At 38.5% G+C, this 24,067-nt stretch carries 19 protein-coding genes; 3 read left to right on the top strand and 16 right to left on the bottom strand.

Going from position 1 to position 24,067, the window contains the following annotated elements; translation table 11 throughout:
* Positions 1-6: 6 nt before the first annotated feature.
* The 11 genes from alaS to gpt form a co-directional block, all read right to left on the bottom strand.
* Complete coding sequence (gene alaS, locus AB4J89_RS13660) at positions 7-2,634, bottom strand: alanine--tRNA ligase (RefSeq protein ID WP_311755410.1); 2,628 nt, start codon at positions 2,632-2,634, stop codon at positions 7-9.
* Positions 2,635-3,537: 903 nt separating this feature from the next.
* Positions 3,538-4,608: a recombinase RecA gene (gene recA, locus AB4J89_RS13655; protein ID WP_311755409.1), complete on the bottom strand. Its 1,071-nt coding sequence runs from the start codon at positions 4,606-4,608 to the stop codon at positions 3,538-3,540.
* A 107-nt stretch (positions 4,609-4,715) separates the two neighbouring features.
* The gene (gene pncC / locus AB4J89_RS13650; protein WP_088493492.1) at positions 4,716-5,222 is read right to left on the bottom strand and encodes a nicotinamide-nucleotide amidase; all 507 of its coding nucleotides are present in this window, start codon (positions 5,220-5,222) and stop codon (positions 4,716-4,718) included.
* A 36-nt stretch (positions 5,223-5,258) separates the two neighbouring features.
* The gene (lplT, locus tag AB4J89_RS13645; RefSeq protein WP_088493493.1) at positions 5,259-6,458 is read right to left on the bottom strand and encodes a lysophospholipid transporter LplT; all 1,200 of its coding nucleotides are present in this window, start codon (positions 6,456-6,458) and stop codon (positions 5,259-5,261) included.
* Positions 6,458-8,617: a bifunctional acyl-ACP--phospholipid O-acyltransferase/long-chain-fatty-acid--ACP ligase gene (aas, locus tag AB4J89_RS13640; protein ID WP_368469608.1), complete on the bottom strand. Its 2,160-nt coding sequence runs from the start codon at positions 8,615-8,617 to the stop codon at positions 6,458-6,460. The genes lplT and aas overlap by 1 nt, the downstream gene beginning before the upstream one ends.
* 103 nt (positions 8,618-8,720) lie before the next feature.
* Positions 8,721-9,233 (bottom strand): shikimate kinase AroL, encoded by a 513-nt coding sequence (gene aroL, locus AB4J89_RS13635; protein WP_088493495.1) that lies wholly within the window; start codon positions 9,231-9,233, stop codon positions 8,721-8,723.
* Between the two features lie 145 nt (positions 9,234-9,378).
* A complete protein-coding gene (locus tag AB4J89_RS13630; protein ID WP_368469605.1) occupies positions 9,379-10,632 on the bottom strand; it encodes a glutamate-5-semialdehyde dehydrogenase in 1,254 nt (417 codons plus the stop codon).
* Positions 10,633-10,643: 11 nt separating this feature from the next.
* A complete protein-coding gene (gene proB / locus AB4J89_RS13625; RefSeq protein ID WP_036911879.1) occupies positions 10,644-11,747 on the bottom strand; it encodes a glutamate 5-kinase in 1,104 nt (367 codons plus the stop codon).
* Between the two features lie 115 nt (positions 11,748-11,862).
* On the bottom strand, positions 11,863-12,264 hold the full coding sequence (gene crl, locus AB4J89_RS13620) for a sigma factor-binding protein Crl (protein WP_075672399.1): 402 nt from the start codon (positions 12,262-12,264) through the stop codon (positions 11,863-11,865).
* A 71-nt stretch (positions 12,265-12,335) separates the two neighbouring features.
* Positions 12,336-13,586 carry an esterase FrsA gene (gene frsA / locus AB4J89_RS13615; protein WP_088493497.1) on the bottom strand — a complete coding sequence of 417 codons (1,251 nt, stop codon included), beginning with the start codon at positions 13,584-13,586 and terminating at the stop codon, positions 12,336-12,338.
* A 201-nt stretch (positions 13,587-13,787) separates the two neighbouring features.
* Positions 13,788-14,249, bottom strand: a complete 462-nt coding sequence (gpt, locus tag AB4J89_RS13610; RefSeq protein ID WP_023580994.1) for a xanthine phosphoribosyltransferase — start codon at positions 14,247-14,249, stop codon at positions 13,788-13,790.
* 352 nt (positions 14,250-14,601) lie between these two features.
* Between gpt and pepD the strand changes: the two genes are divergently transcribed.
* Together pepD and AB4J89_RS13600 are read left to right on the top strand one after the other, a co-directional pair.
* Positions 14,602-16,059, top strand: coding sequence for a beta-Ala-His dipeptidase (pepD, locus tag AB4J89_RS13605; protein WP_368469602.1), 1,458 nt, complete (start codon positions 14,602-14,604; stop codon positions 16,057-16,059).
* 296 nt (positions 16,060-16,355) lie between these two features.
* On the top strand, positions 16,356-18,518 hold the full coding sequence (locus tag AB4J89_RS13600) for a TonB-dependent siderophore receptor (RefSeq protein ID WP_311755406.1): 2,163 nt from the start codon (positions 16,356-16,358) through the stop codon (positions 18,516-18,518).
* A gap of 103 nt (positions 18,519-18,621) precedes the next feature.
* On the opposite strand, the gene dinB is transcribed toward AB4J89_RS13600, so the two are convergent.
* On the bottom strand, positions 18,622-19,677 hold the full coding sequence (dinB, locus tag AB4J89_RS13595) for a DNA polymerase IV (RefSeq protein ID WP_088493499.1): 1,056 nt from the start codon (positions 19,675-19,677) through the stop codon (positions 18,622-18,624).
* A gap of 233 nt (positions 19,678-19,910) precedes the next feature.
* Between dinB and AB4J89_RS13590 the strand changes: the two genes are divergently transcribed.
* Complete coding sequence (locus AB4J89_RS13590; protein ID WP_368469599.1) at positions 19,911-20,783, top strand: glycerophosphodiester phosphodiesterase family protein; 873 nt, start codon at positions 19,911-19,913, stop codon at positions 20,781-20,783.
* Between the two features lie 93 nt (positions 20,784-20,876).
* Here the strand turns inward: AB4J89_RS13590 and nqrM are convergent, their stop codons facing one another.
* From nqrM to nqrE, 4 genes are all read right to left on the bottom strand, one after another.
* Complete coding sequence (nqrM, locus tag AB4J89_RS13585) at positions 20,877-21,104, bottom strand: (Na+)-NQR maturation NqrM (RefSeq protein ID WP_023580998.1); 228 nt, start codon at positions 21,102-21,104, stop codon at positions 20,877-20,879.
* 19 nt (positions 21,105-21,123) lie between these two features.
* Positions 21,124-22,146: an FAD:protein FMN transferase gene (locus AB4J89_RS13580; protein WP_102949400.1), complete on the bottom strand. Its 1,023-nt coding sequence runs from the start codon at positions 22,144-22,146 to the stop codon at positions 21,124-21,126.
* An 80-nt stretch (positions 22,147-22,226) separates the two neighbouring features.
* Positions 22,227-23,453, bottom strand: coding sequence for an NADH:ubiquinone reductase (Na(+)-transporting) subunit F (nqrF, locus tag AB4J89_RS13575; RefSeq protein ID WP_088493502.1), 1,227 nt, complete (start codon positions 23,451-23,453; stop codon positions 22,227-22,229).
* Positions 23,454-23,469: 16 nt separating this feature from the next.
* Entirely contained in the window at positions 23,470-24,066 is a 597-nt protein-coding gene (nqrE, locus tag AB4J89_RS13570) for an NADH:ubiquinone reductase (Na(+)-transporting) subunit E (protein ID WP_006534792.1), read from the bottom strand.
* Between the last annotated feature and the right edge of the window lies 1 nt (position 24,067).

Genomic DNA, 24,067 nt, shown 5'->3' with positions numbered 1-24,067 from the left:
TATCGCTTACAGATGCGATTCAACCCACTCGTCAACACTTGCCAAAGCTGCAGGTAAGGCTTCAACGTCAGTACCACCAGCTTGAGCCATATCAGGGCGACCGCCACCTTTACCGCCAATTTGCTGTGCTACAAAACTAATTAACTCACCAGCTTTAACTTTAGCAGTTAAATCTTTAGTGACCCCAACAATTAAGCTCACTTTACCATCAGAAATAGTAGAAAGCACAATAATTGCAGAACCTAATTGATTTTTTAAATCATCAACCATTGTTCTTAACATTTTTGGCTCAACACCATTAAGCTCACGAACTAAAAGTTTGATACCTTTCACGTTTTTAGCTTGGCTACCTAAAGAGGAACTCTCTTGAGCAGCTTGCTGATCTTTTAGTTGTTGAAGTTCTTTTTCTAATAAACGATGTTTTTCTTGGACTGTTTTGATTCTTTCGACCAAGTTTGTACCATCGCTTTTTAGAACTTGTGCAACAAGAGAGATAAGATCTGATTGTTCATGAATACTCTCAATTGCTGCAATACCAGTAATCGCCTCAATACGACGAATACCAGCTGCCGTACCTGACTCACTGACAATGCGGAATAAACCAATATCACCCGTTCTAGAAGCGTGAGTACCGCCGCAAAGCTCAGTAGAGAAGTCACCCATGGTTAAAACACGAACTCGTTCGTCGTATTTTTCACCAAAGAGCGCCATCGCACCTTTTTCTTTTGCATCTTCAAGATCCATTAACTCAGTGACAACTGGTGAGTTAAGACGGATTTGCGCATTTACAATATCTTCAATTTGTCGTAATTGTTCTGGTTTAACCGCTTCAAAATGAGAAAAGTCAAAACGCAGATACTTATCGTTAACTAAAGAACCTTTTTGAGTAACATGCGTACCCAGAACTTGGCGCAATGCTGCATGCAATAAGTGTGTAGCAGAGTGATTTAAACGAATAGCATCACGACGAGCAATATCGATAGTGGCATTGATTTTATGGTTAACAATAAATGACCCTACGTTAACTTTACCAATATGACCAATAGCTTTACCGTATTTTTGCGTATCTGTGACTTCAAACAGGCTATCTTTACCTGTTAGAACACCTTTATCACCAACCTGACCACCAGACTCTGCATAAAATGCGGTTTTATTTAAGAAGATAATACCTTCTTCACCTGCTTTTAATTCAGTGACTGATTGCCCGTTATGGAAAATAGCGGTAATTGTGCCCTGCTGTTCATCATGATCATAACCAGAGAACTCACTGCGGCTATCCACTTTGATTAAACTATTATAGTCAGTACCGAAACCGCTGGATTCACGAGCACGTTTACGTTGCTCTTCCATTGCGATTTCAAAGCCTTTTTCATCAACTTTGATATTTCTTTCACGACAAACATCAGCGGTTAAATCGATAGGGAAACCATAAGTATCGTAAAGGCGGAAAGCAGTTTCACCTGGAAGAACGTCATCTGTTAATTGAGCAAGCTCTTCATCTAATAGTTGAAGACCACGTTCTAATGTACGAGCAAACTGCTCTTCTTCCGTTTTTAATACTTTTTCAACGATAGCTTGTTGACGTTTTAACTCTTCACCAGCTTCTGCCATAACTTCAATTAATGGAGCTACTAACTTATAGAAGAAGGTATCTTTTGCGCCAAGCATATAACCATGACGTACTGCACGACGAATAATACGACGCAATACATAGCCACGACCTTCGTTAGAAGGAATAACACCGTCACAAATAAGGAATGAACAAGAACGAATATGATCTGCAATAACGCGTAATGATTTATTACTTAAATCTGATGCATTAGTTACTTTAGCAACTGATTCAATTAACAAGCGGAATAAATCAATGTCATAGTTAGAGTTTACATGCTGTAAAACAGCTGTAATGCGCTCTAATCCCATACCAGTATCTACAGAAGGCTTTGGTAATGGGTCCATTGTGCCGTCTGACTTACGGTTAAATTGCATGAAGACGATGTTCCAGATCTCAATATAGCGATCGCCATCTTCTTCTGGTGATCCTGGAGGTCCGCCCCAAATGTGGTCACCATGATCATAAAATATTTCTGTACAAGGTCCACAAGGGCCTGTATCCCCCATTTGCCAGAAGTTATCTGATGCAAATGGTGCGCCTTTGTTATCACCAATACGGATGATTCTTTCTGCTGGAATACCAATTTCTTTATTCCAAATATCATAAGCTTCATCATCTGTGGCATATACGGTTACCCAAAGTCTTTCTTTAGGTAAGTTGAACCACTCTTTGCTTGTTAATAATTCCCAAGCAAAATTGATTGCATCATGTTTGAAATAGTCACCAAAACTGAAATTACCTAGCATTTCAAAAAAGGTATGGTGACGAGCGGTATAACCTACATTTTCTAAATCGTTATGTTTACCACCAGCGCGCACACAGCGTTGCGCGGTTGTCGCTCGGGAATAAGGTCTATTATCCAATCCAAGAAATACATCTTTGAATTGGTTCATCCCTGCGTTTGTAAACAGCAATGTTGGATCGTTATTTGGAACCAAAGAACTGCTAGGTACTATTTGATGTCCTTTAGTATGAAAAAAGTCGAGAAACGCCTGACGGATCTCAGCGGTGCTTTTGCTCATAATTATCCCGAAATCAAGCTGGAAAAACAGAAATTAGAAATCTAGTTAGAGGAGGTTTATTGTTACCTCTACTTAGCCAACGAATACATAAGTAGGGATAAGATAGAATTTCTTCTGTCAGAAGTAAAACCCCCGATAAACTTATTCGTGTTGACATTGTAAATCGTCTAGTTTTTTTCTGAAAGTGGGATTGTTATCTGAGAATGGGACTTTTCTCTATTTAAGAGCAATTATCTTGGGAAATGTTAACAACTGAAAGTATTTTCATTTTGTAATTATTAAAAAGTATTTGTTATTACTGATCTTTTATGGAATTACTCTCTATACGTTTCTTTTCTACAAATAATCTCTTTTTCTCATGGTAATTAGTTATAAACACATAAGCACTATTACTTAAATAAGATATTAAGAGCACGATAACTTACTAAAATAAAAGCGCTTGTCAGTATAAAATTCACCTTACATCTCAACAAACCTTTAAATACAATTTAAATTAGATCCAAATATCTTGAAGATATTTATCTTTATATGTCAATTATTTACTATCTGGTGCAACCAGATTATCGTAATGATTCTTATTTAGATTAATTATTGATAAGAATATATCACCAAAATTTCACTATATAAAATTTCATACAACTAAAAAAAATAGATTAGTAAAAAATATCGTTATATTAAATAAAGTAGTGTTAAAGGCTATTTTTTATAGGAAGAAAACAAAATAAGGCTAATTTTAACCCTATTTTGAATAAAAAATACGACATATAGCAAAAAGGAAGCCTTTTTATAGCTTCCTTTTTAAGTGAGTTAAATCACATTAATTGACTAGTGTTTTACAACTACGATAATCGTAATATGTTTTAATACGCATTCAATTTAGCAATTTAGGCATTGGCAAAAGAATTATTCTTCTGTTTCTTCAATATCTGCTGCATCATCGCTATCGTTAGTAAAATCAGCTGCGCTAGTAAATTCGCCAGCATGATTTAATAACATTTCACGTAATTTTGTGTTTAACTCATTGTACATTTCAGGGTGTTCTTTTAGGTAAGTTGTTGCATTGGCTTTACCTTGACCAATTTTCTCACCATTGTAGCTGTACCATGCACCCGCTTTCTCTACCAATTTATGTTTAACACCTAAATCAATCAGTTCACCAAAGGTATTGATACCTTCGCCATACATAATTTGGAATTCAGCTTGTTTAAATGGTGCTGCAATTTTATTTTTCACCACTTTAACGCGTGTTTCACTACCAACAACTTCATCACCGTTTTTAACAGAACCGATACGACGAATATCTAAGCGTACAGAAGCGTAGAATTTAAGTGCATTACCGCCTGTTGTGGTTTCTGGGTTACCAAACATAACACCGATTTTCATACGAATTTGGTTGATGAAAATAAGTAATGTATTTGAGTTTTTCAGGTTACCCGCTAATTTACGCATAGCTTGGCTCATCATACGAGCCGCTAAACCAACGTGCGAATCACCAATTTCGCCTTCAATTTCTGCTTTTGGTGTTAAAGCGGCAACGGAGTCAACAACGATAACATCAACAGCACCAGAACGAGATAATGCATCACAAATTTCTAAGGCTTGTTCACCAGTATCAGGCTGAGAACACAGCAGGTTATCAATATCTACGCCCAGCTTTTTAGCATAGATAGGATCTAAAGCGTGCTCAGCATCGATAAATGCACAAATTTTGCCTTCACGTTGAGCAGCTGCGATAACTTGTAGAGTTAAGGTAGTTTTACCAGAAGATTCTGGGCCATAGATTTCAACAATACGACCACGTGGTAAACCACCAGCACCTAAAGCAACGTCTAATGATAAAGAACCCGTAGAGATGGTTTCAACGTTCATGGAACGATCTTCACCCAGACGCATGATAGACCCTTTACCAAATTGCTTTTCAATTTGACCAAGTGCTGCGGCCAATGCTTTTTGTTTGTTTTCATCAATAGCCATGTTATCTCCCTCTGGGCAGTGAAACATAAATATGGGTCACTACCATTAAAACGTATATGATTTTGCTTGTTGAAATTCATTATACTGTATAATCATACAGTATCAAGTTAATTATTAATAATTTCTTTAAGTATTGATTTTAAAGAAAAAACAACAGATTCAGCTCTTACTTGCTCTCGTGAACCACTGAATATACAGTGTTTTGCCGTAGTTTGAATACCTGTTGGTGTTTTCATTGCAAAGCCGAACCAAACTAAACCAACAGGTTTTTCTTCACTCCCACCACCGGGTCCGGCAATACCACTAACAGACACTGCAAAATCTGCATTAGCTGTTAGTAGTGCCCCTTTAGCCATTTGAAGAACGACTTCTTCACTCACCGCGCCGTATTTAAGCAAAGTTTGTTCATCAACACCTATCATTTCATGCTTTGCTTCATTGCTATATGTTACAAAGCCACGGTGATAATATTCAGAACTTCCTGCGATATCCGTGATAATTTTCGCAATCCATCCGCCAGTGCAAGATTCAGCCGTTGTTATCGTACTCTTCTTTTCAATTAACGCTTTACCCACCTCAATACTTAGGCGGGTCATTTCATCGTAATTTATCATTAAGGTTCATCTAACCTCTATTCTAAATCTCACTGTTTAAGATTTTTTTCTGGTGCAATCCCATAACCATAAACCACCAATTGCTAAGGCAAAGATAGCACCAAAGCCAATTCCGATAGCAACGACAGAGACACCAATGCTCGTAACCAGTGAGAATAATCCAAGCATTAATAGCATTGCCGTATTTTCACCTAAGTTTTGTACAGCGATAGCATTGCCAGCACCCACACTGTGCTTTCCTTTATCTTGTAATAACGCATTCAAAGGAACGACAAAGAAGCCACCAAAAACACCGATGATGATAAGGATTAGATAGGATGGAATAATTGAAGTTTGCAATGAGAAGTAAACAACACCAAGACCAATTAAAATACCGGCAGGCATGCAGCGGCGTACTGTTTTTAGTGTCACAAATTTAGCGGCTAATCCAGCACCGACCACAATACCAATGGCAACCATCGCATTTAATACAGTAGGTGTCGTATTATCAGTCATACCTAAAGCAATAGGTACCCATTGAACCAGTAAGAAACGCAATGTGACTCCCGCTCCCCAAAACATGCTGGTTCCCACTAAAGAAAAGCGACTTTCTTTATCAGCCCATAAAGTACGTGTAGCTTCAAGAAACTGAATAAACATTTTTTTAATGTTCCAACCACGACCAATTTGAGCTGCTGATAATTTAGGTATACCAAAGTTAACAAATACAGCTAAGGCATACATTGCCGCGCAAACACCTAATGCAAAAACAATGTTCCAATCTGAGAGCAAACCGCCTATGACTGATCCCAGTAAAATAGCAGCAATGGTAGATGCTTCCATTAAGCCATTTGCTTTAACTAAACGCTCGCCATCTGTTAATTCACCCAAAATGCCATATTTAGCAGGAGAATAAACAGCTGCGCCAATGCCGACTAAGGCATAACCAAGGAAAGGGTCTGAGCCTACACAAATAAGAAATGCACCTACGAATTTTAAAAGGTTGCCACTGAGCATAACCCTACCTTTAGGATTACGATCAGCAAACTGTCCCACAAAAGGTGCTAAGAGAATAAAAGCCAGCACAAAGACCATTTGTAAAACAGGCTGGCTCCACTCTGGGTAAAGCGCCGATTTAAACTGAGCGAGGATCGCAAACAATAATGCATTGTCAGCAAAAGCAGAAAGAAATTGCGATATCAATACCGCTTTCATTCCTTTACTCATTAAAGGAGGCTGGCTAATATTCTCTGACATTAGTTATTTTCCTGTTCAGCAAGTTTTTTCAATGAGACAAAATCCGTTTTCCCACTTCCTAAAACAGGAATTTCTTTGATAAAACGAATATCCTTTGGTACAGCAATTTCAGCAACACCTTCCAATTTTGCCAATGCTGACAGCGTACTACGATCTAATTGCTTATCGGTTGTGAACAGGACTAATGATTCACCTCTGCGCTTATCACTTATAGTCACAACGGCGTGCTCACCTTTAGATGCTTTACGTGCAAGTTGCTCAACACCCTCAAGAGAAACCATTTCACCCGCAATTTTTGCAAAGCGTTTTACACGCCCTTTAATAGTACAAAAACCTTCACTATCAATAGCAACGATATCACCAGTGTCGTACCAACCTTCTTCGTCAATACCTTCAGCATTGGTTGCGACAGGGACTTCCAGTTTTTCAGGTGATTCAACGCGTAAATATCCCATCATTACGTTAGGACCACGTAGTTGTAGTCTACCGCCTTCGGCAATACCATTCATTGGAATTAAGCGCCCTTCCATACCGGGTAACAAACGCCCCACTGTATGAGCTTTGGCACTCATAGGCACGTTGATTGAAACAACAGGTGCGCATTCTGTTACACCATAACCTTCTAAAATACGAATACCGAATTTCTCTTGCCATAAAACACGAGTCGATTCAGAAAGCTTTTCAGCTCCAGCAACCACATATCTGACTCTGGCAAAATCATAAGGGTGGGCAAATTTTCCGTAGTTTCCTAAAAAAGTTGATGTACCAAACAACACCGTACAGTTTTGGTCATAGACCAATTCAGGCACAACTCGATAGTGTAACGGACTTGGGTAAAGAAAAACGCGCGCCCCCAAGCAAATTGGAGTCAGTAAACAAGCGGTTAAACCAAATGCATGGAATAACGGCAATGCTGACATAAATTTGTCTTTCGGTGAAAAATCAGCAATAGCGCGAATTTGATCAACATTAGCCAATAAACTTGAATGACTATGAACAACACCTTTAGGCGTACCTTCAGAGCCTGATGTAAATAGAATAACGGCTGCATCATGTGCGTCTTGCGGTAACATCGCTTTTTTAGGCGTAACTAGGTGTTTGAGGACCCAGCGTTTATCTTCACTGGTAACAGTATCTTTTAGATCTTCAAGATAAATCCAATTCGCTTCTGGGGTTTGCTCAGGAATATGTAATAAATTCCCTTTTTCTAAAAATTGACGTGATGTAAAAATGGTTTTGATTGATGCGGCTTTCATCGCATTTTGTACACCTAAACTACCCGCCGTATAGTTAAGCATTGCCACAACACGTTGACGCATTGTTGCACCTAATAGTGCAGCCGCAGTGACGGTTGTATTTGGAAGCAGTAAACCGATACGCTCTTTGGGCTCTGTATAGCGCTCAATTAATCGGCTGATCCCTAACGTTTTTTTCAGTAACCCTTGATAAGAATCTTCTTTTAGATTGATATCAGAAATTAGCGGACTAAATCGACCATATTGAGACATTGCCTGTAAAAATGCTTCATATAGCGTGATATTAGGGCGCGTTTGCATGATGGCTTCCATCATGATGTCACGCATGGCTTCACCCGCTAATCGGCGACGCTCAGAAGACTTTTCAGCTTTTGGCATCGGTAAATCAACAGCAGGAAGTACCTTGATGGTGATTTTAGGAAAGAATTGAGATTTTACTCGTAAGCTTTTACGTACTCGTGAAAAATAGCTGAATTCAGCTCCTTCAATTCTAACAGGAACAACTTTAGCGCCTGATTTTGCGGCAATAAAAGCAGCACCTTCATAAATTTTCATCAAACCATTTGTTACTGTGATCCTTCCTTCTGGGAAAATCACAACAGGACGACCTTTATCCACTTCTTTAACTAACTGACGAACAGCCATTGGGTTGGCGGGATCTAAAGGTACGATATCAGCATAACGACCTAACCATCTTGTCGTTTTTGCGGAAGCAACAGAGGTATAAACAGCAAACACAGGATTAATAGGCAGGAATAAGCGTAATAATATACCATCAATAAAAGAAGTATGATTTGGTGTAATTATACATTTTTCATATTGTGAAAACTGATTAACAAGTCCTTCAATTCTTATTCTAAATAAGAATTTAAATAGTGTTTTAAAAAACGCTATCAACATCATATCCATATCTCATTTTGCTATAATTAGCCTTACTATAAATAGGATGTGATGAAAATAAAATAGATGTTCCCTGTTTTATCCTTTATATCAGACGACTTCTTAATTATTTCGTGAGTTTTGCGAGAATTGCCTCAATAATCTCATTAATAGGTAATCCAGCATCCACAATAATATCAGCACATTGCAAATATAAAGGTTCACGTTTAACCAAAACGTCATTCATTTCTGAAACTAACGTTTTCCCCGTCAAACTTGGTCTTTGTGCTTCATTCGGATCTTGGGACAAACGCTCAACTAAAGTTTCAAGAGATGCCTGTAAATAAATAGTAACACCAGAAGATTTCATATAAGCACGATTTTGATCTGCCAAAATCATACCGCCACCTGTTGAGATAACTTGATTAGGTTGGCTAACTTGGACGAGCGCTTCTGACTCAGTTTGTCGAAAAAAATCCCAACCTTTCTCTTGAACCATAGTCGATATAGTTTGTTGATATTTTTGAGTTATCCAATCATCTGTATCAATGAATCTATAATTTAACGCAAGGGAAAGTGCTTTACCTACTGTTGTTTTGCCTGCACCTCTAGGTCCGATAAGGTAAATTGTACTATCCATAAAATGCACTATCTCCATAGTGTGTTCCCTTTTAGGGGTGTAATTAAAAATTTACATGCTGTAAAGTATAAAATATCATACCTGATGTAACAAAAAAATAAAGCCACACTTTAGAAAAGTATGGCTTATTTATTCATATTAACAATTAGCTACGAATTGTATTATCGCCGTAGCCAATCCATTTATAGGTCGTTAGAGCATCTAATCCCATTGGGCCTCTAGCATGTAATTTCTGTGTACTAACAGCAACTTCGGCACCTAAACCGAATTGTCCACCATCAGTAAAACGCGTACTTGCATTAACATACACCGCAGCCGAATCAACTTGGCGAACAAAGCGATCAGCATTAGCAATAGATTGCGTTAAAATAGCGTCAGAGTGTGCAGTACCATAACGACGAATATGACTAATTGCTTCAGTTAAACCACTTACCACTTCTACATTTAAATCAAGTGATAACCATTCATCGCAATAATCTGCATCTTTCACATCAACAACAGTAGCGACGCCTTTTTTCAGCCCTGCCAATGCCTTTTCACTTGAATGTAAAGTCACTTTTTGAGCTGCCATAGCATCGCTTAACTGTGGTAAAAAGAGATCTGCAATATTCTCGTGTACTAAAAGCGTTTCTAAAGAATTACACGCGCTTGGACGTTGTACCTTTGCATTTACGATAACCGTTAATGCTTTTTCTAAATCTGCACTCTCATCCACAAAAGTATGGCAAACACCGATACCACCAGTAATAACTGGAATGGTTGATTGTTCACGGCAAAGTTTATGCAGCCCTGCTCCGCCTCGTGGAATAAGCATATCAATATACTCATCCATTTTTAGCATTTTAGCGACTAACTCACGATCAGGCTTATCAATTGCCTGAATAGCGCCGGCTGGAATACCACATTTTTCTAATGCTTGTTGAATAACCGCAACAACCGCTTGGTTAGTGTGATAAGTTTCTTTTCCGCCACGAAGAATAGCCGCATTACCTGTTTTCAAACATAAAGAAGCAACATCAATCGTAACATTAGGGCGAGCTTCATAAATAACACCCACAACACCCAGCGGCACACGGCGACGCTCTAAACGTAAACCGCTATCTAGCATACGACCATCAATAACTTGACCCACAGGATCTTCTAAGCGACACACTTGTCGAACATCATCGGCGATCGCTTTTAAACGTGCTGAATTAAGTAATAAACGATCAAGCATAGCGGCATTGATATTGGCTTCGCGAGCCGCTTGCATATCTTTTTCATTTGCTGCAAGAATTGACGCTTCTTGTTGTTCTAATAAATCAGCCATAACTAATAATGCCTGATTTTTTTGCTCTGTTGATAGTTGAGCTAAATGCCAAGATGCCTCTCTTGCAGATTTACCCATTTGTTCTAACATCAGAAGGCTCCTTAGCTAACAATCATATCATCACGATGCACAGCAACACTGCCATACTCGTAACCTAAAATTTGACTAATTTCTTGTGAATGGTGCCCTGCAATTAAACGCAATGCATCACTATTATAGTGCGCAACACCATGAGCGAGATCTTTACCTTGTAAACTTTGAATGCGAATAACACATCCACGAGAGAAATCGCCTTTAATCTCTTTGATACCTTTTGGTAAAAGGGAGCTACCTTTTTCTTTAATTGCGTTTTCAGCCCCTTCATCAACTACTATTACACCAGCAATTGGCGCACCAAAGATCCACCGCTTACGCGCTTCTAATGGACTTTGTAAACCATGAAATAATGTTCCAACAGGTTCATCATTGATCACTTTGGCAATAACTTCAGGTTGTACGCCGGCGGCGATAACAACATCAATACCCGCGCGTCCTGCAACGGTTGCTGCTTGCAATTTTGTTGCCATACCACCCGTGCCTAGACCAGATACGCTATCACCCGCCATTTGGCGTAACTCATCATTGATATCAAAAACTTCAGGGATCAGTTTAGCATCTGGATTACTACGAGGATCAGCCGTGTAAAGCCCTTCAATATCCGTTAGTAATAACAGCTTATCAGCACCACCTAAAATAGCGGCTAATGCTGACAAGTTATCGTTATCACCCACTTTAATTTCTGCGGTGGCAACAGCATCATTTTCATTGATAACGGGAATAATATGGTTATCTAACAGCGCATGTAATGTATCACGCGCATTCAGGAAACGTTCTCTATCTTCAATATCAGCACGTGTTAATAGCATTTGACCAATATGAATACCGTAGATAGCAAATAACTGTTTCCATACTTGAATTAAGGCACTTTGCCCCACAGCGGCAAGCAACTGCTTTGACGCAATAGTTGCGGGCAAATCAGGATAATTCAAATACTCACGTCCTGCTGCAATTGCACCAGAAGTGACAATAATAATCCGGTGCCCTTTTTCGTGTTGTTTAGCGCATTGGCGAACCAGCTCAACAATATGAGACTGATCCAGACGTCGTGAACCACCAGTAAGTACACTCGTCCCTAATTTAACAACCAGCGTTTGGCTGCTACTCATAACATTTACCATTCTTGTTGATTATTTAAAAAGATAATACACAGTTTTATCAGGAGAGAAGCGTTATGCCAACTGACATAACGCAAAATCTATGAAAAGTTGCCCTAACACAAAATTAGGGCTGAATGGGAAGAGGAAATTTGTTCATTTTTTCATCGGGGATGAGTGTCATCTCTAATTCACTCACCGCAAGTTGAAGAAATTCATGAAAACGAATAAGTGTTTCATTGATTGACTCAACAACATCATTCTTACTTATGTTCTGATGGAGCCAATCACCATTTTTATCGAATAGCCCAATTTGATAATGATAAATAAGCTGTTCATTATTACGTTCTAATTCCATCCACCAGCCCCAAAACTCTCGTTTTTCCGGCGCGACTTTTTTATTTACACAAACTGCTAAACAGTCAAAAAAGAACTGGCTCTCTTGGCATTGTTGCTCTCGGATATAAGGTCCGATTTGAGCAAAACGCTTTAATAACTTACCTCGGGTAGGGTTCAAAGATGAAGTCATAAATTCAGTCTCCTTAGAAACTCTACTGTTATATAATCTAATATAATTAGCAAGTTATTGTTCAAAATTAATTATATTAATTTATCATAGATCCAATCTGCACTTTTTTGTAACGCAAGCTCTAAACCTTCATAAAGCGGTTTATCATTAATAGCAAGAATGTCACCATCCATAGAGGAGCGTGCAATTAATTGCGAATCCTCTTTAGGGCTCATTTCATCCCCTTTCCAATAAACCCCCATCATAGGAACAGGCATACGTCGCCCAATCAAACCTTGGTTTTTCAGAGAATAACTGCTTAACGATAATCGAAGATTATTCTCGTCAATATTCCATAATCCTAAGCGGCTTGCTAACACATCAAGATACATCACAGGAATTTTTTTCTGTAATTCAGCTTGGGTAAAGAAAGTGTGGATCAACGGACCTAAGGCAACAACACCTTTAATCAATTTTGGGTAGATATAAGCTAAACGCACAGCAATATTACCGCCAAAGCGAAACCCCATCACACCAACACGAGTATGATCAATCCAAGGTACTTCAGAAAGTTGCTTTAGAACTTCACCTTGTAAATGGCATGTATCTTCCGTTAGTTTTTGTTTTACTGAATAACCAATTGCGGGCATATCCAGAGTTAACATTGCAATACCTTTAGGGGAAAGATAGTCACGGAAGAAGCTAACATAATCGCTTTGTAAGCCGTCTAATCCGCCGCAAAATAACACGGTAGGATAAGGGCCTCTACAATCTTTGGGTAAATGTAGAAAACCTGTTGTCGTCCCTTTTCCTTCTAATTTAAATGTCAGTTTCTTGACTTCAAAAGAAGAAAATTTCGTCGCATTCTCAAAGGCTTTCATCGACAAAATAACGGCTTGATCCGCTAAAAAATCACCATTAATAAAGGGATATGCGGCAATACTATAAAGATGAGCGGCTTGTAACCAACAATCTGCTGCGGCATCACCAGACTCTTCACGTAATGCTTTTTGTTGCCAGATCATCGCTTGATGCGACCACTCAAATGACCAACCACCTTTACGATACCCGATAACAGTATCAATAAATTTATCATCACTACGAGGGGCATCCTGTACCGCAATTCGGCTTAACACCTCTTCTATCTCAATAGGAGAAATTCCACGCCAAATCCACAGTAAACGTTGAATAGTTCGATACCAATTTTGTTGGCTCGTACCATTAAGCACGCTATAGGTATTAATATTCGATTTTGGATGGGTATACTGAATTAGCGTTGAGGTTTCAGCGTGTTTTGCTCGTGGCTTAAATAAAGTTTCAGAAAGATTCGTATTGTTTGCCATATCACTCTTCAAATCAGTGGATATCGTATAAAGGGGCTTAAAAGTCTGGCTTTATCATAGCATGAAATTGACTGGAACAATGTGTATCACGACAAGCAATCGCACGAAGACATCATTAAGAGGAAGAGAAAAAAGCTTCAAAACAAAAATCCCCGCCTAAGCGAGGATCTCAATTAAAACAGCAAAACGAATGCTATCAACTTATTTTTGATCGCAAACTGGTGGAATAAAGGCAACACCCATATCCCAAGGCTGTTCAATCCATGTATTTTGCGGAATGTCAACCACAAAATCATCCACTAAAGGGCGCCCTTCTGGTTTTGCAAAGATAGTGACGAAATGCGCTTTTGGATACATGTCACGAATAACTTTAGCAGTACCACCAGTATCAACTAAATCGTCAACAACGATAAAGCCTTCACCATCACCTTCTGCTTTTTTTAAGATTTTGAGGTCGCGCTGATGATCGTGGTCATAGCTAGAAATGCAAACTGTATCTACATGACGGATACCTAATTCACGAGCAAGTAATGCAGCAGGGACTAATCCCCCACGGCTGACAGCAATAATGCCTGTCCACTGTTCGACTGGTAATAAACGTTGCGCCAATTGACGGGCATGTATTTGCAACATATCCCACGTTACAACATATTTTTCGCTCATAATATTGTGATCCTAGCTACTTGAATTTCGAGAGAAGCTTTTTTGCGGAAAAAAAGGTTGCGCGAGATTATAGTGATTTGAGCGCCTAAAAACCAGAGAAAACGTGAAAACAGGTGAGATTATCCTTATTTTTTTCTGTAATGTCTTTTTATGATTAAAAAACGAGCTATATAAAAAATGAATACAAATAGAGATCTAATTTCTTAGATAGAGATGTGAATAGAATGACGCATTCATCAGAAGAAAGTGATATTCTCAACTATATTGGCGTATAACGCTCAGAATAATAAAGCTAACCCTTAAAATAGCGGTAGGCTATCAATAACACAGATGCTGTTAGAGGAGATCCATCGTGTCTGAACTATCTACTCTATCCCCACAACCACTATGGGATATTTTTGCAAAAATTTGTTCGATTCCACATCCATCACATCATGAAGAAGCCTTAGCTTCCCATATTCTTTCTTGGGCAAGTGAAAAAGGTCTTTTTGCACAGCGCGATGCAGTTGGCAATATTTTAATTCGTAAACCAGCAACTAAAGGCATGGAAGATCGTAAAGCCGTTGTTTTACAAGCACACTTAGATATGGTGCCACAAAAAAACAACGACACCGTTCACGACTTCACTAAAGATCCAATTCAACCTTACATTGATGGTGAATGGATCAAAGCTAAAGGCACTACATTAGGTGCTGATAATGGCGTAGGTATGGCATCTGCATTAGCTGTTTTAGCTGACGATACTGTTAAACACGGTCCATTAGAAGTCCTGTTAACTATGACTGAAGAAACCGGCATGGACGGTGCATTTGGTTTACAACCAGGTTGGTTACAAGCTGATATTCTTATCAACACAGACTCTGAAGAAGAAGGTGAAATCTACATGGGTTGTGCGGGTGGTATTGATGTTAAAACCACAGTAAGCCTTTCTTACGATGCTATCCCAGCAGGTCACGTTGTTAAGCAACTGGTTCTGAAAGGATTAAATGGTGGTCACTCAGGTGGTGATATCCATTTAGGTTTAGGTAACGCAAATAAATTATTAGCGCGTTTCTTAGCGGGTCATGCAGAAGAATTATCACTGAAATTAATTGATTTCCACGGTGGTACACTGCGTAATGCTATTCCTCGTGAAGCAAACATTGTTTTTGCAATTCCAGCAGATAAAGCAAACCAACTAGACGCAGTAAAAGCGAAATTTGAAGCTCTGCTAAAAACTGAATTAGCTATTGCTGAAAAAAATCTGAAAGTTGAATTAATTGATACAACAACAGATAAAAAAGTTTTCACCGCAGATTGCCAAGAGCGCTTAATCAACCTACTTAATGCTATGCCAAATGGCGTTATTCGTATGAGTGACGACGTTGAAGGTGTTGTTGAAACTTCATTAAACGTAGGTGTTGTTAGCATTGTTGACGATAAAGTAGAAATCCTATGCTTAATTCGTTCTCTGATTGATAGCGGTAAAACCTATGTTGTTAGTATGCTGACAGCATTAGCAAAACTGGCTAAAGCGGACATCGAAACCAAAGGCGGTTACCCAGGTTGGAAACCAGATGCAGACTCTCCTGTTATGCATTTAGTTCGTGACACTTACCAACAACTGTTTGATAAAGTGCCAAACATCATGGTTATCCACGCGGGTCTTGAGTGTGGTCTGTTCAAAAAACCTTACCCAGATATGGATATGGTTTCTATTGGGCCAACAATCCGTGGTGCTCACTCACCAGACGAGCGCGTTCACGTTAAGAGCGTCGGTCAATACTGGCAATTATTAACTGCAATTTTAAAAGCGATCCCTGCTAAATAATTTTGCTTTAATGTTAATAATGAAACCCGCTTAATTGGCGGGTTTTTTGTGCCTAAAGCTATCACCAAAAAATAAATTATCCCCTCAAATCACACGCTATTTCCCTTAAAGATCATAATTTATTCCTCATATAGCCAATTCCATAATCACTTATTCCATTATGGAATAAAAAATAAATCTTAATAAATTAAATATATAGAATGCTAATCATTATCATTAGCATTAATGTATTTGGGGTGATATTTTCATGACTTCCGCATTTAAAGTTAAAAAATAAAAAACCAAAGGGTTCTATTGTGTCTAATAAAAATTACGTTGCTAGCGTCTTTCTCGCCTTACCTCTAAGTTTACTCTCTGTTCAAATTCATGCGGCCGTCAATCAAAATGTCCCTGAAAAGATAATTGTTACAGCATCTCCATCGCAAGATCCTCAAGCGCCTGTTTCCGGTTTTGTGGCAACAAAAACGTTATCAACAAATAAAACACCGAGTGAAATTGAAAAAACACCACAATCCATTAGTGTGATCACACGTGATCAAATGGATGCTCAAGATGTCAGTTCAGTTTCTCAAGCATTACGTTATACGCCCGGAGTTTTCACAGAATATCGTGGAAGTTCTAATCGTAATGATGAGGTTTTTATTCGCGGATACAGTTATGCACCCCGTTTTCTTGACGGCCTAAGTTATGGAATGGGCGCTTCATCATCAACTGGTGCAATTGATCCCTGGTTATTAGAGCGCGTTGAAGTTGTTAGAGGGCCGGCATCCGTTCTTTATGGCCAAGTTAATCCGGGTGGCCTTGTGGCAATGACAAGTAAAAGACCAACCGCAACCCCTATTCGCCATATTCAAGTACGAGCTGGCAATGATAAATTAGCAGAAACTGCTTTTGATTTTTCAGGTGCATTAAGTGATGACAATCGAGTGCTTTATCGCCTAAACGGTGTTGCAAAAACACAACACACTCAAATAAAAAACTATAAAGAAGAACGTTTTGCACTTGCACCTGCTATTACTTTCTTACCTAATGAACAAACTCGTTTAACACTGTTAAGCTTTATTCAGCAAGAGCCTGAAGCTGGGTATCGTAATTTTTTACCTGCTTATGGAACGGTTAAAAGTACTCCAGCAGGTACTATTCCCTTTGATTTTGATGTTAACAATCCCGATTACCATAAATCATGGCGTCAACAATATGGTATAGGCTATGAATTTGAACACGAATTTAGTGATTCACTAAAAATTGTACAAAATGCTCGATATAGCCATATTAATCAGAAATATAAATATCTTGTATTTGGCTCTTTAAGAAAAGATAACCCTTATGTTCTTGAACGCCGAGCGCAACAAGAGCAGCGTGAAACAGATACTTTAGGAATAGATACTCGTTTACAAGCTGATTTTACCACTGCAAAACTTAATCATACTGTGATTGCTGGTATTGATTATCAGTGGAGCAAAGATCAAGATAATTTGCTCCGAGCAATGGGTTCAGAGTACGATCTTGACTGGCGTGATCCTAATTATCACTATCCAATTGATATGAGTTTACAAAAACCTGCGACCGATCAGCTACAAAAACGTGATCAAATCGGGTTATATCTACAAGATCAGATCCAATGGAAAAATTGGATCTTACTTGCAGGCTTACGCCAAGATTGGGCTCAAGTTCGTACTCATGATTTCTTAGCGAAAAGCTATGATCAACAAGATGATAATAAGTTAACGGGTCGTGCAGGACTTTTATATGCTTTTGATAATGGTATTTCGCCATATATTAGTTATAGCACTTCGTTTGAGCCTAATTTACAAACTCGCCGAGCACCAGGAAGTGCCCCTTTTGAACCTAGCGAAGGTCGTCAATTAGAAGCTGGAATAAAATACCTCACACCAAATGAGCAAACATTGGCAACACTCTCTGTTTATCAATTACAACAACGTAATGTTACCAACTACAATGCTGAAAAAGCGTATTTCGAACCAGTGGGTGAAATTAGAAGTCGTGGTGTTGAAGCTCAAATTAATAGCCAATTAACTGAAAATATTTCATTTATCAGCAGTTATGCTTATATCGATACTGAAGTAAGAAAAACCATTATTGCGGGAACACAAGGAAAAGAACTCCCTAGAGTTCCTAAGCATATGGCATCACTTTGGGGTCAATATGATGAAACATCTGGGCTATTTAATGGCGCTAAAGCGGGTGTTGGTGTCAGATATGTGGGTGTATCTCAAGGAGATACAAAAAATACAGTTAGCGTACCCGCAGTGACTCTTTACGATGCGATGATTGGTTATTCATTAGGTGAGCTATCACCTTCTTTAAAAGGTGCTGAAATTCAGCTTAATATGAATAATATTGCGAATAAACATTATGTTGCATCTTGTGCTGGTGATACTGCTTGTTTTTATGGTATTGGCAGGACGATGACAGCAACTATGAATTATCGCTGGTAATACTATATAAATTAACTAAATAAATTAACTAAATAGATTAACTACATAAATTAACTGCGTTAACCATAGTCTATCTGTTGATCGACTATGGTTTTTTTAATTTTTATAGCGCCAAAAGAAGTTGTCGTTCTATTTGTGGATCTTGCAAGGTGACATGAAATCCGATCAAGCGCACACCTCTGCCATTTCGACGCTCATGCCATGCTTGATAGGCAATATTGATTAAATCGGCTTTTTCTAAAATAGGATGAGTATGCTCTTGTGTTGTTAATTGAAAATCATCAAATTTTAATTTAACGCCCTGCCTTGCTATCCTTAGATCCGGTTTAACTTTTGTTAGTCGCCTTTCCAATTCGCTATATAATCCGTCAAGTAATACCAAGCAATCATCCCAAGAATTAATATCTGAAGCAAAAGTGCGCTCAACTCCGACTGATTTTCTAAGTCTATCTGGGTTAATTTCGCGCTCATCAATACCATGACTGCGTTCCCATAAATTTTGACCAAATTTTCCAAACGTTTTTACTAAAGAAATGACATCGGTGCGACGAATATCAGCGCAAGTTTCTAACCCCATTTCTTGCAAACGAGCAAATGTCACCTTACCTACACCCGGTATTTTATTAAGTGGTAATTTTAAAATAAAATCATCGACTTGTTCTGGTGTAATAACAAATTGCCCGTTAGGTTTATTCATATCAGAGGCAATTTTTGCAAGAAATTTAATTGGTGCAATACCTGCGGATGCCGTGAGATTTAACTCATCAAAAATTTGTTGGCGAATTTCTTGAGCCATCAACGTTGCTGAGCCATGACAATGCTTACTGTCAGAGACATCAAGATAAGCTTCATCGAGTGAAAGAGGTTCAATAAGGTGAGTATAACGAGAAAAGATTTGACGTATTTTTGCTGATGTCTCTTTATAGAGAGCCATCCTACCGGGTAGCACTTTTAAGTGAGGACATAACTTCAACGCTGTTGCTGTTGACATAGCACTACGAACACCAAAACGACGAGCGGGATAATTCGCCGTGCAGATCACACCTCGACTAGAGGCATTGCCTCCAACCGCAATTGGGATCTCTTTTAGTGCTGGATTATCTCGTATTTCAATCGCAGCATAAAAACAATCCATATCAACATGAATAATTTTACGCATACAATCACCTCACTTTATTTACTGTTTAAATATACAGTAAATAAATATTAACTACAATTTTTATTCGCTCTTATCTCCCTCTATTGAGGTGTATTTCTCATAAAAATCTGAATTAGTCTGTTTATTTATAGAATTGTCACAAAGTGATGATAGATTGTTTTTGCTCGTTGATTAATTACATTAATTTTAAATATTGTTTTGTAACTATATATAAAACAAGGAAATAATTTTTCATGATCAAGTTATTCATCGCTATTTCTCTCTTTTTTTATTCTGTAATCCTTATGGCATCTCCTAAAATTATCGCACATCGTGGTGGCACAGCTGATGCCCCTGAAAATACTGAAATTGCTATAAAAACAGCGCTCTCTAATCAAGCTGATGCAATTTGGATCACTATTCAATTATCGAAAGATAATATTCCTGTCCTTTATCGCCCTAGCGATTTAAAAAGCTTAACGAATGGGCAAGGTAGTGTTTCTGAATTTACTGCACAACAACTGAAGCAATGGGATGCCGGCTATAAATTTGGTGAAGCTCAGCAATTTCCTTATCGAAATAAAGGTGTCACCATTCCGACATTGGATGAGATCTTAACTCTATTCCCCACAACACAATTTTATCTTGATTTAAAATCACCAGATGCTGATCCAGCAATCCAAGGAGAAGCATTAATAACCGTACTTCGTAATCATAACGCACTGGATAGAACTCGCGTTTATTCTACAAATACCGCATTTCTTGATGCCTTACCGACTAATGTACAACGTTTTGAAAGCCGTGATATCACTCGTGATATTTTAGCCAATACCACAATGAGCCATGTTTGCTTGTTACCTGAAAATTTAGATATTACTCGTTGGTACGGACTTGAGCTTCACCGCAAAGTCGAGGTTGTTGAGAAGTACACATTAGGAGAAGCGCGTTCCGCTTCAGTTCTGAGTTGGGATAAAGATGCAATGTCTTGTTTTCGTGCTGGTGGCAATGCTCATATTGTTCTTTTTGGGATCAACACAGAGAAAGACTATATTCAAGCTACTGAATTAGGTGCTGATGCGGTTATGGTTGATTCACCCGCAAATATGAAAGCATTTAGAAAAGAGTAAGCGTCCTCACTTTTATCTTAGTTTTCTTAGAAAGAAATAAAAAAGAGTGATGTAAATATATACATCACTCTTTTTCTTATTCTTATATCTTACTCAAAGAATTCTATTTTTATTAAGCAATTCTTCTCTTGCTGCATCTTTTGCCATACGTTTTTTACGTGCATCACAAGGTTCTGGGCAATCACACTCTTTCTCAATGCCCATAGCACCTAAACCACCACAGCTACCTTGAAGGCTTTTACGTTTTACAATATAGCCTAATGCCATACCAAAGAAGGCAATCAAGAATAAGATGAAGGCAAATAGAAATATTTTTAACATAACCTTCTCTCCTTAAATTCTACTTTTTCAAGAATGGGGCGAACGCTTTACTATAACGCTCTTCAAACCCATTTTCAGTTTTCACTATCATAAAGACAGGAATATTTAGTTCGTTTGCTACTGCTAACCCTTTTTCAGGCCCTAAAACATTCAACCCTGTTGAAAGACCATCAGCACTCATGCAAGTTGGCACAATCACAGTGATAGAAACAAGGTTATGTTTAATAGGGTGACCTGTGGTTGGGTCAATAGTATGAGAAAAACGAACACCATTTTCTTCAAAATAGTTACGATAGTCACCAGAAGTGGCAATTGAGTTATCACCCGGTTCAATAATTAACTGAACACTCTGTTTTGTACCGTCATTTGCTGGTTTTTCAATCGCTATACGCCAAAGCTTGTCATTTCCATTCACGCCTTGAGTTCTTACTTCGCCACCAATATCAACCATATAGTTAGTGATATTCTGTGAAATTAAATATTCAGCTACAGCATCAACACCATAGCCTTTAGCAATTGAAGAGAGATCAACATAAAGTTCAGGGATCTTCTTAATTAACGAATTACCTTCAACAGCAAGATAATCAATTCCAATCCACTGTTTACGTTTTGCTAATTCATCTTCAGAAGGTTGATGCGTAAATCGACCTTCTGGACCAAATCCCCATAAATTCACTAACGGCCCCACAGTCACATCTAAAGCACCATCAGTCATTTTATTAATGCGAATAGCTTCACTGACTACTTTTGCTGTTGCAGGTGAAACAGGAAATGGAGTATTAATTTCACGGCTTTGATTGAAACGACTGAGTTCAGAATGAGGACGATATGTTGACATTTGATCGTTAACTTCTTCAAGAATACGATCAATCTCTGTTTGTAAGACGTTTTGTGGAGGTGAATTACTATCAGGAACATATTTAATCGAGTAATAAGTTCCCATGGTTTCGCCTTCTAATACCTGCTGTTTTTCACCACATGCAGATAATAGAACTAATGCAGACAGCATCACTATCCAATTTATCATCTTTCTTTTTAACATAACTCTCTCTTCTGATCATGAGCGCCCACATAAGTGGGCGCTTGTCATTTCATTCATTTATGCTTTATCGGAAGTTAGGATCAACCTCCAAAGTCATCCAGCATAATGTTTTCATCTTCAACGCCTAAATCTTTGAGCATTTTAATAACTGCTGCGTTCATCACTGGCGGTCCACACATATAGAATTCACAATCTTCTGGTGCTGGATGATTTTTGAGGTAATTCTCAAACAACACATTGTGAATAAATCCAGTATAGCCAGTCCAATTATCTTCAGGTAATGCATCTGAAAGTGCGACATTCCATGTGAAGTTTTCGTTTTCTTTTGCAAGCATATCGAAATCTTCAGTGTAGAACATTTCACGAACAGAACGCGCACCATACCAGAAGCTGATTTTGCGTTTAGAATGTAAGCGCTTCAATTGGTCGAAGATATGTGAACGCATTGGCGCCATACCTGCACCACCACCAATAAAGATCATCTCAGCATCAGTTTTCTTAGCAAAGAATTCACCAAATGGTCCTGAAATTGTCACTTTATCGCCCGGTTTTAATGACCAAATATACGATGACATAATTCCAGGTGGCACATCAGGATTACGTGGCGGAGGTGTTGCAATACGCACGTTTAACATGATGATGCCATGCTCTTCAGGGTAGTTCGCCATTGAATAAGCACGTACAGTGGTTTCTTTAACGTCAGAAACATAACGGAATAAATTAAATTTATCCCAATCTTCACGATACTCTTCTGGTACATCAAAATCTTCATAACGTACCGTATGAGGAGGACATTCGATTTGAATAAATCCACCAGCACGGAAAGGTACAACCTCACCTTCAGGGATTTTTAACACTAATTCTTTAATGAAAGTGGCTTTATTATCATTTGAGATAACTTCACATTCCCACTTTTTAACACCAAAGATTTCTTCTGGTAATTCTAATTTCAAGTTGCTTTTTACGTTTACCTGACATGCTAAACGACAACCTTCTTTAGCTTCACGCTTGTTAATATGCGAAAGTTCTGTCGGTAAAATATCACCGCCACCTTCCAGCACTTTAACGCGACACTGACCACAAGAGCCACCGCCACCGCAAGCTGATGAAATAAAAATACCTTCGTTTGATAATACGTTAAGTAATTTATCACCTGCTGGTGCATCAAAACTTTTTTCTGGGTCTCCATTGACCTCAACTGAAATATCCCCTGTATTGACCAGTTTTGATTTTGCGAACAAAATCAACGCTGTTAATACCAATACAATCAGGGTAAACATCACGACACCTAGAATAATTATATCCATGAGTTCTTCTCACCCTTTATAGCTGAACACCAGAGAAGGACATGAAACCTAATGCCATCAACCCTGTGGTGACAAAAGTAACGCCTAACCCTTTCATACCTGCCGGTACATCCGCGTACTTCATTTTCTCACGGATAGAAGCCAGTAATACGATGGCTAACATCCAACCAATCCCAGAGCCGAAACCATAAACAATAGATTCACTAAAGTTATAGTCACGTTGTGCCATAAATGACACACCACCGAAAATGGCGCAGTTAACGGTAATAAGTGGCAAGAAGATCCCTAGTGCGTTATACAGCGCAGGGAAATAACGGTCTAAAATCATCTCTAGGATTTGTACCAGTGCCGCAATCACACCAATGAAAGTGATAAAGTTTAAGAAACTTAAATCAACACCTTCCATCAATGCATTATCACGTAACACATAGTTGTAAACCAAGTTATTCAACGGTACAGAAAGACCCAGAACAACAGTAACAGCGATACCTAATCCAAAAGCTGTTTTTACGTTTTTAGAAACGGCGAGAAATGTACACATCCCTAAGAAGAATGCGAGAGCCATATTCTCAATAAAAACAGCACGAACAAACAGGCTTATATAATGTTCCATG

Source organism: Proteus sp. STS61-E (assembly GCF_040932335.1).
GTDB classification, from domain to species: Bacteria; Pseudomonadota; Gammaproteobacteria; order Enterobacterales; family Enterobacteriaceae; genus Proteus; species Proteus mirabilis_B.
This window is presented reverse-complemented; position numbering and strand designations above follow the sequence as displayed.

Excerpts from the sequence above, each read along its gene's own strand:
- alaS (WP_311755410.1), bottom strand. The coding sequence starts at position 2,634 with ATGAGCAAAAGCACCGCTGAGATCCGTCAGGCGTTTCTCGACTTTTTT.
- recA (WP_311755409.1), bottom strand. The coding sequence starts at position 4,608 with ATGGCTATTGATGAAAACAAACAAAAAGCATTGGCCGCAGCACTTGGT.
- pncC (WP_088493492.1), bottom strand. The coding sequence starts at position 5,222 with ATGATAAATTACGATGAAATGACCCGCCTAAGTATTGAGGTGGGTAAA.
- lplT (WP_088493493.1), bottom strand. The coding sequence starts at position 6,458 with ATGTCAGAGAATATTAGCCAGCCTCCTTTAATGAGTAAAGGAATGAAA.
- aas (WP_368469608.1), bottom strand. The coding sequence starts at position 8,617 with ATGATGTTGATAGCGTTTTTTAAAACACTATTTAAATTCTTATTTAGA.
- aroL (WP_088493495.1), bottom strand. The coding sequence starts at position 9,233 with ATGGATAGTACAATTTACCTTATCGGACCTAGAGGTGCAGGCAAAACA.
- AB4J89_RS13630 (WP_368469605.1), bottom strand. The coding sequence starts at position 10,632 with ATGTTAGAACAAATGGGTAAATCTGCAAGAGAGGCATCTTGGCATTTA.
- proB (WP_036911879.1), bottom strand. The coding sequence starts at position 11,747 with ATGAGTAGCAGCCAAACGCTGGTTGTTAAATTAGGGACGAGTGTACTT.
- crl (WP_075672399.1), bottom strand. The coding sequence starts at position 12,264 with ATGACTTCATCTTTGAACCCTACCCGAGGTAAGTTATTAAAGCGTTTT.
- frsA (WP_088493497.1), bottom strand. The coding sequence starts at position 13,586 with ATGGCAAACAATACGAATCTTTCTGAAACTTTATTTAAGCCACGAGCA.
- gpt (WP_023580994.1), bottom strand. The coding sequence starts at position 14,249 with ATGAGCGAAAAATATGTTGTAACGTGGGATATGTTGCAAATACATGCC.
- dinB (WP_088493499.1), bottom strand. The coding sequence starts at position 19,677 with ATGCGTAAAATTATTCATGTTGATATGGATTGTTTTTATGCTGCGATT.
- AB4J89_RS13590 (WP_368469599.1), top strand. The coding sequence starts at position 19,911 with ATGATCAAGTTATTCATCGCTATTTCTCTCTTTTTTTATTCTGTAATC.
- nqrM (WP_023580998.1), bottom strand. The coding sequence starts at position 21,104 with ATGTTAAAAATATTTCTATTTGCCTTCATCTTATTCTTGATTGCCTTC.
- AB4J89_RS13580 (WP_102949400.1), bottom strand. The coding sequence starts at position 22,146 with ATGTTAAAAAGAAAGATGATAAATTGGATAGTGATGCTGTCTGCATTA.
- nqrF (WP_088493502.1), bottom strand. The coding sequence starts at position 23,453 with ATGGATATAATTATTCTAGGTGTCGTGATGTTTACCCTGATTGTATTG.
- nqrE (WP_006534792.1), bottom strand. The coding sequence starts at position 24,066 with ATGGAACATTATATAAGCCTGTTTGTTCGTGCTGTTTTTATTGAGAAT.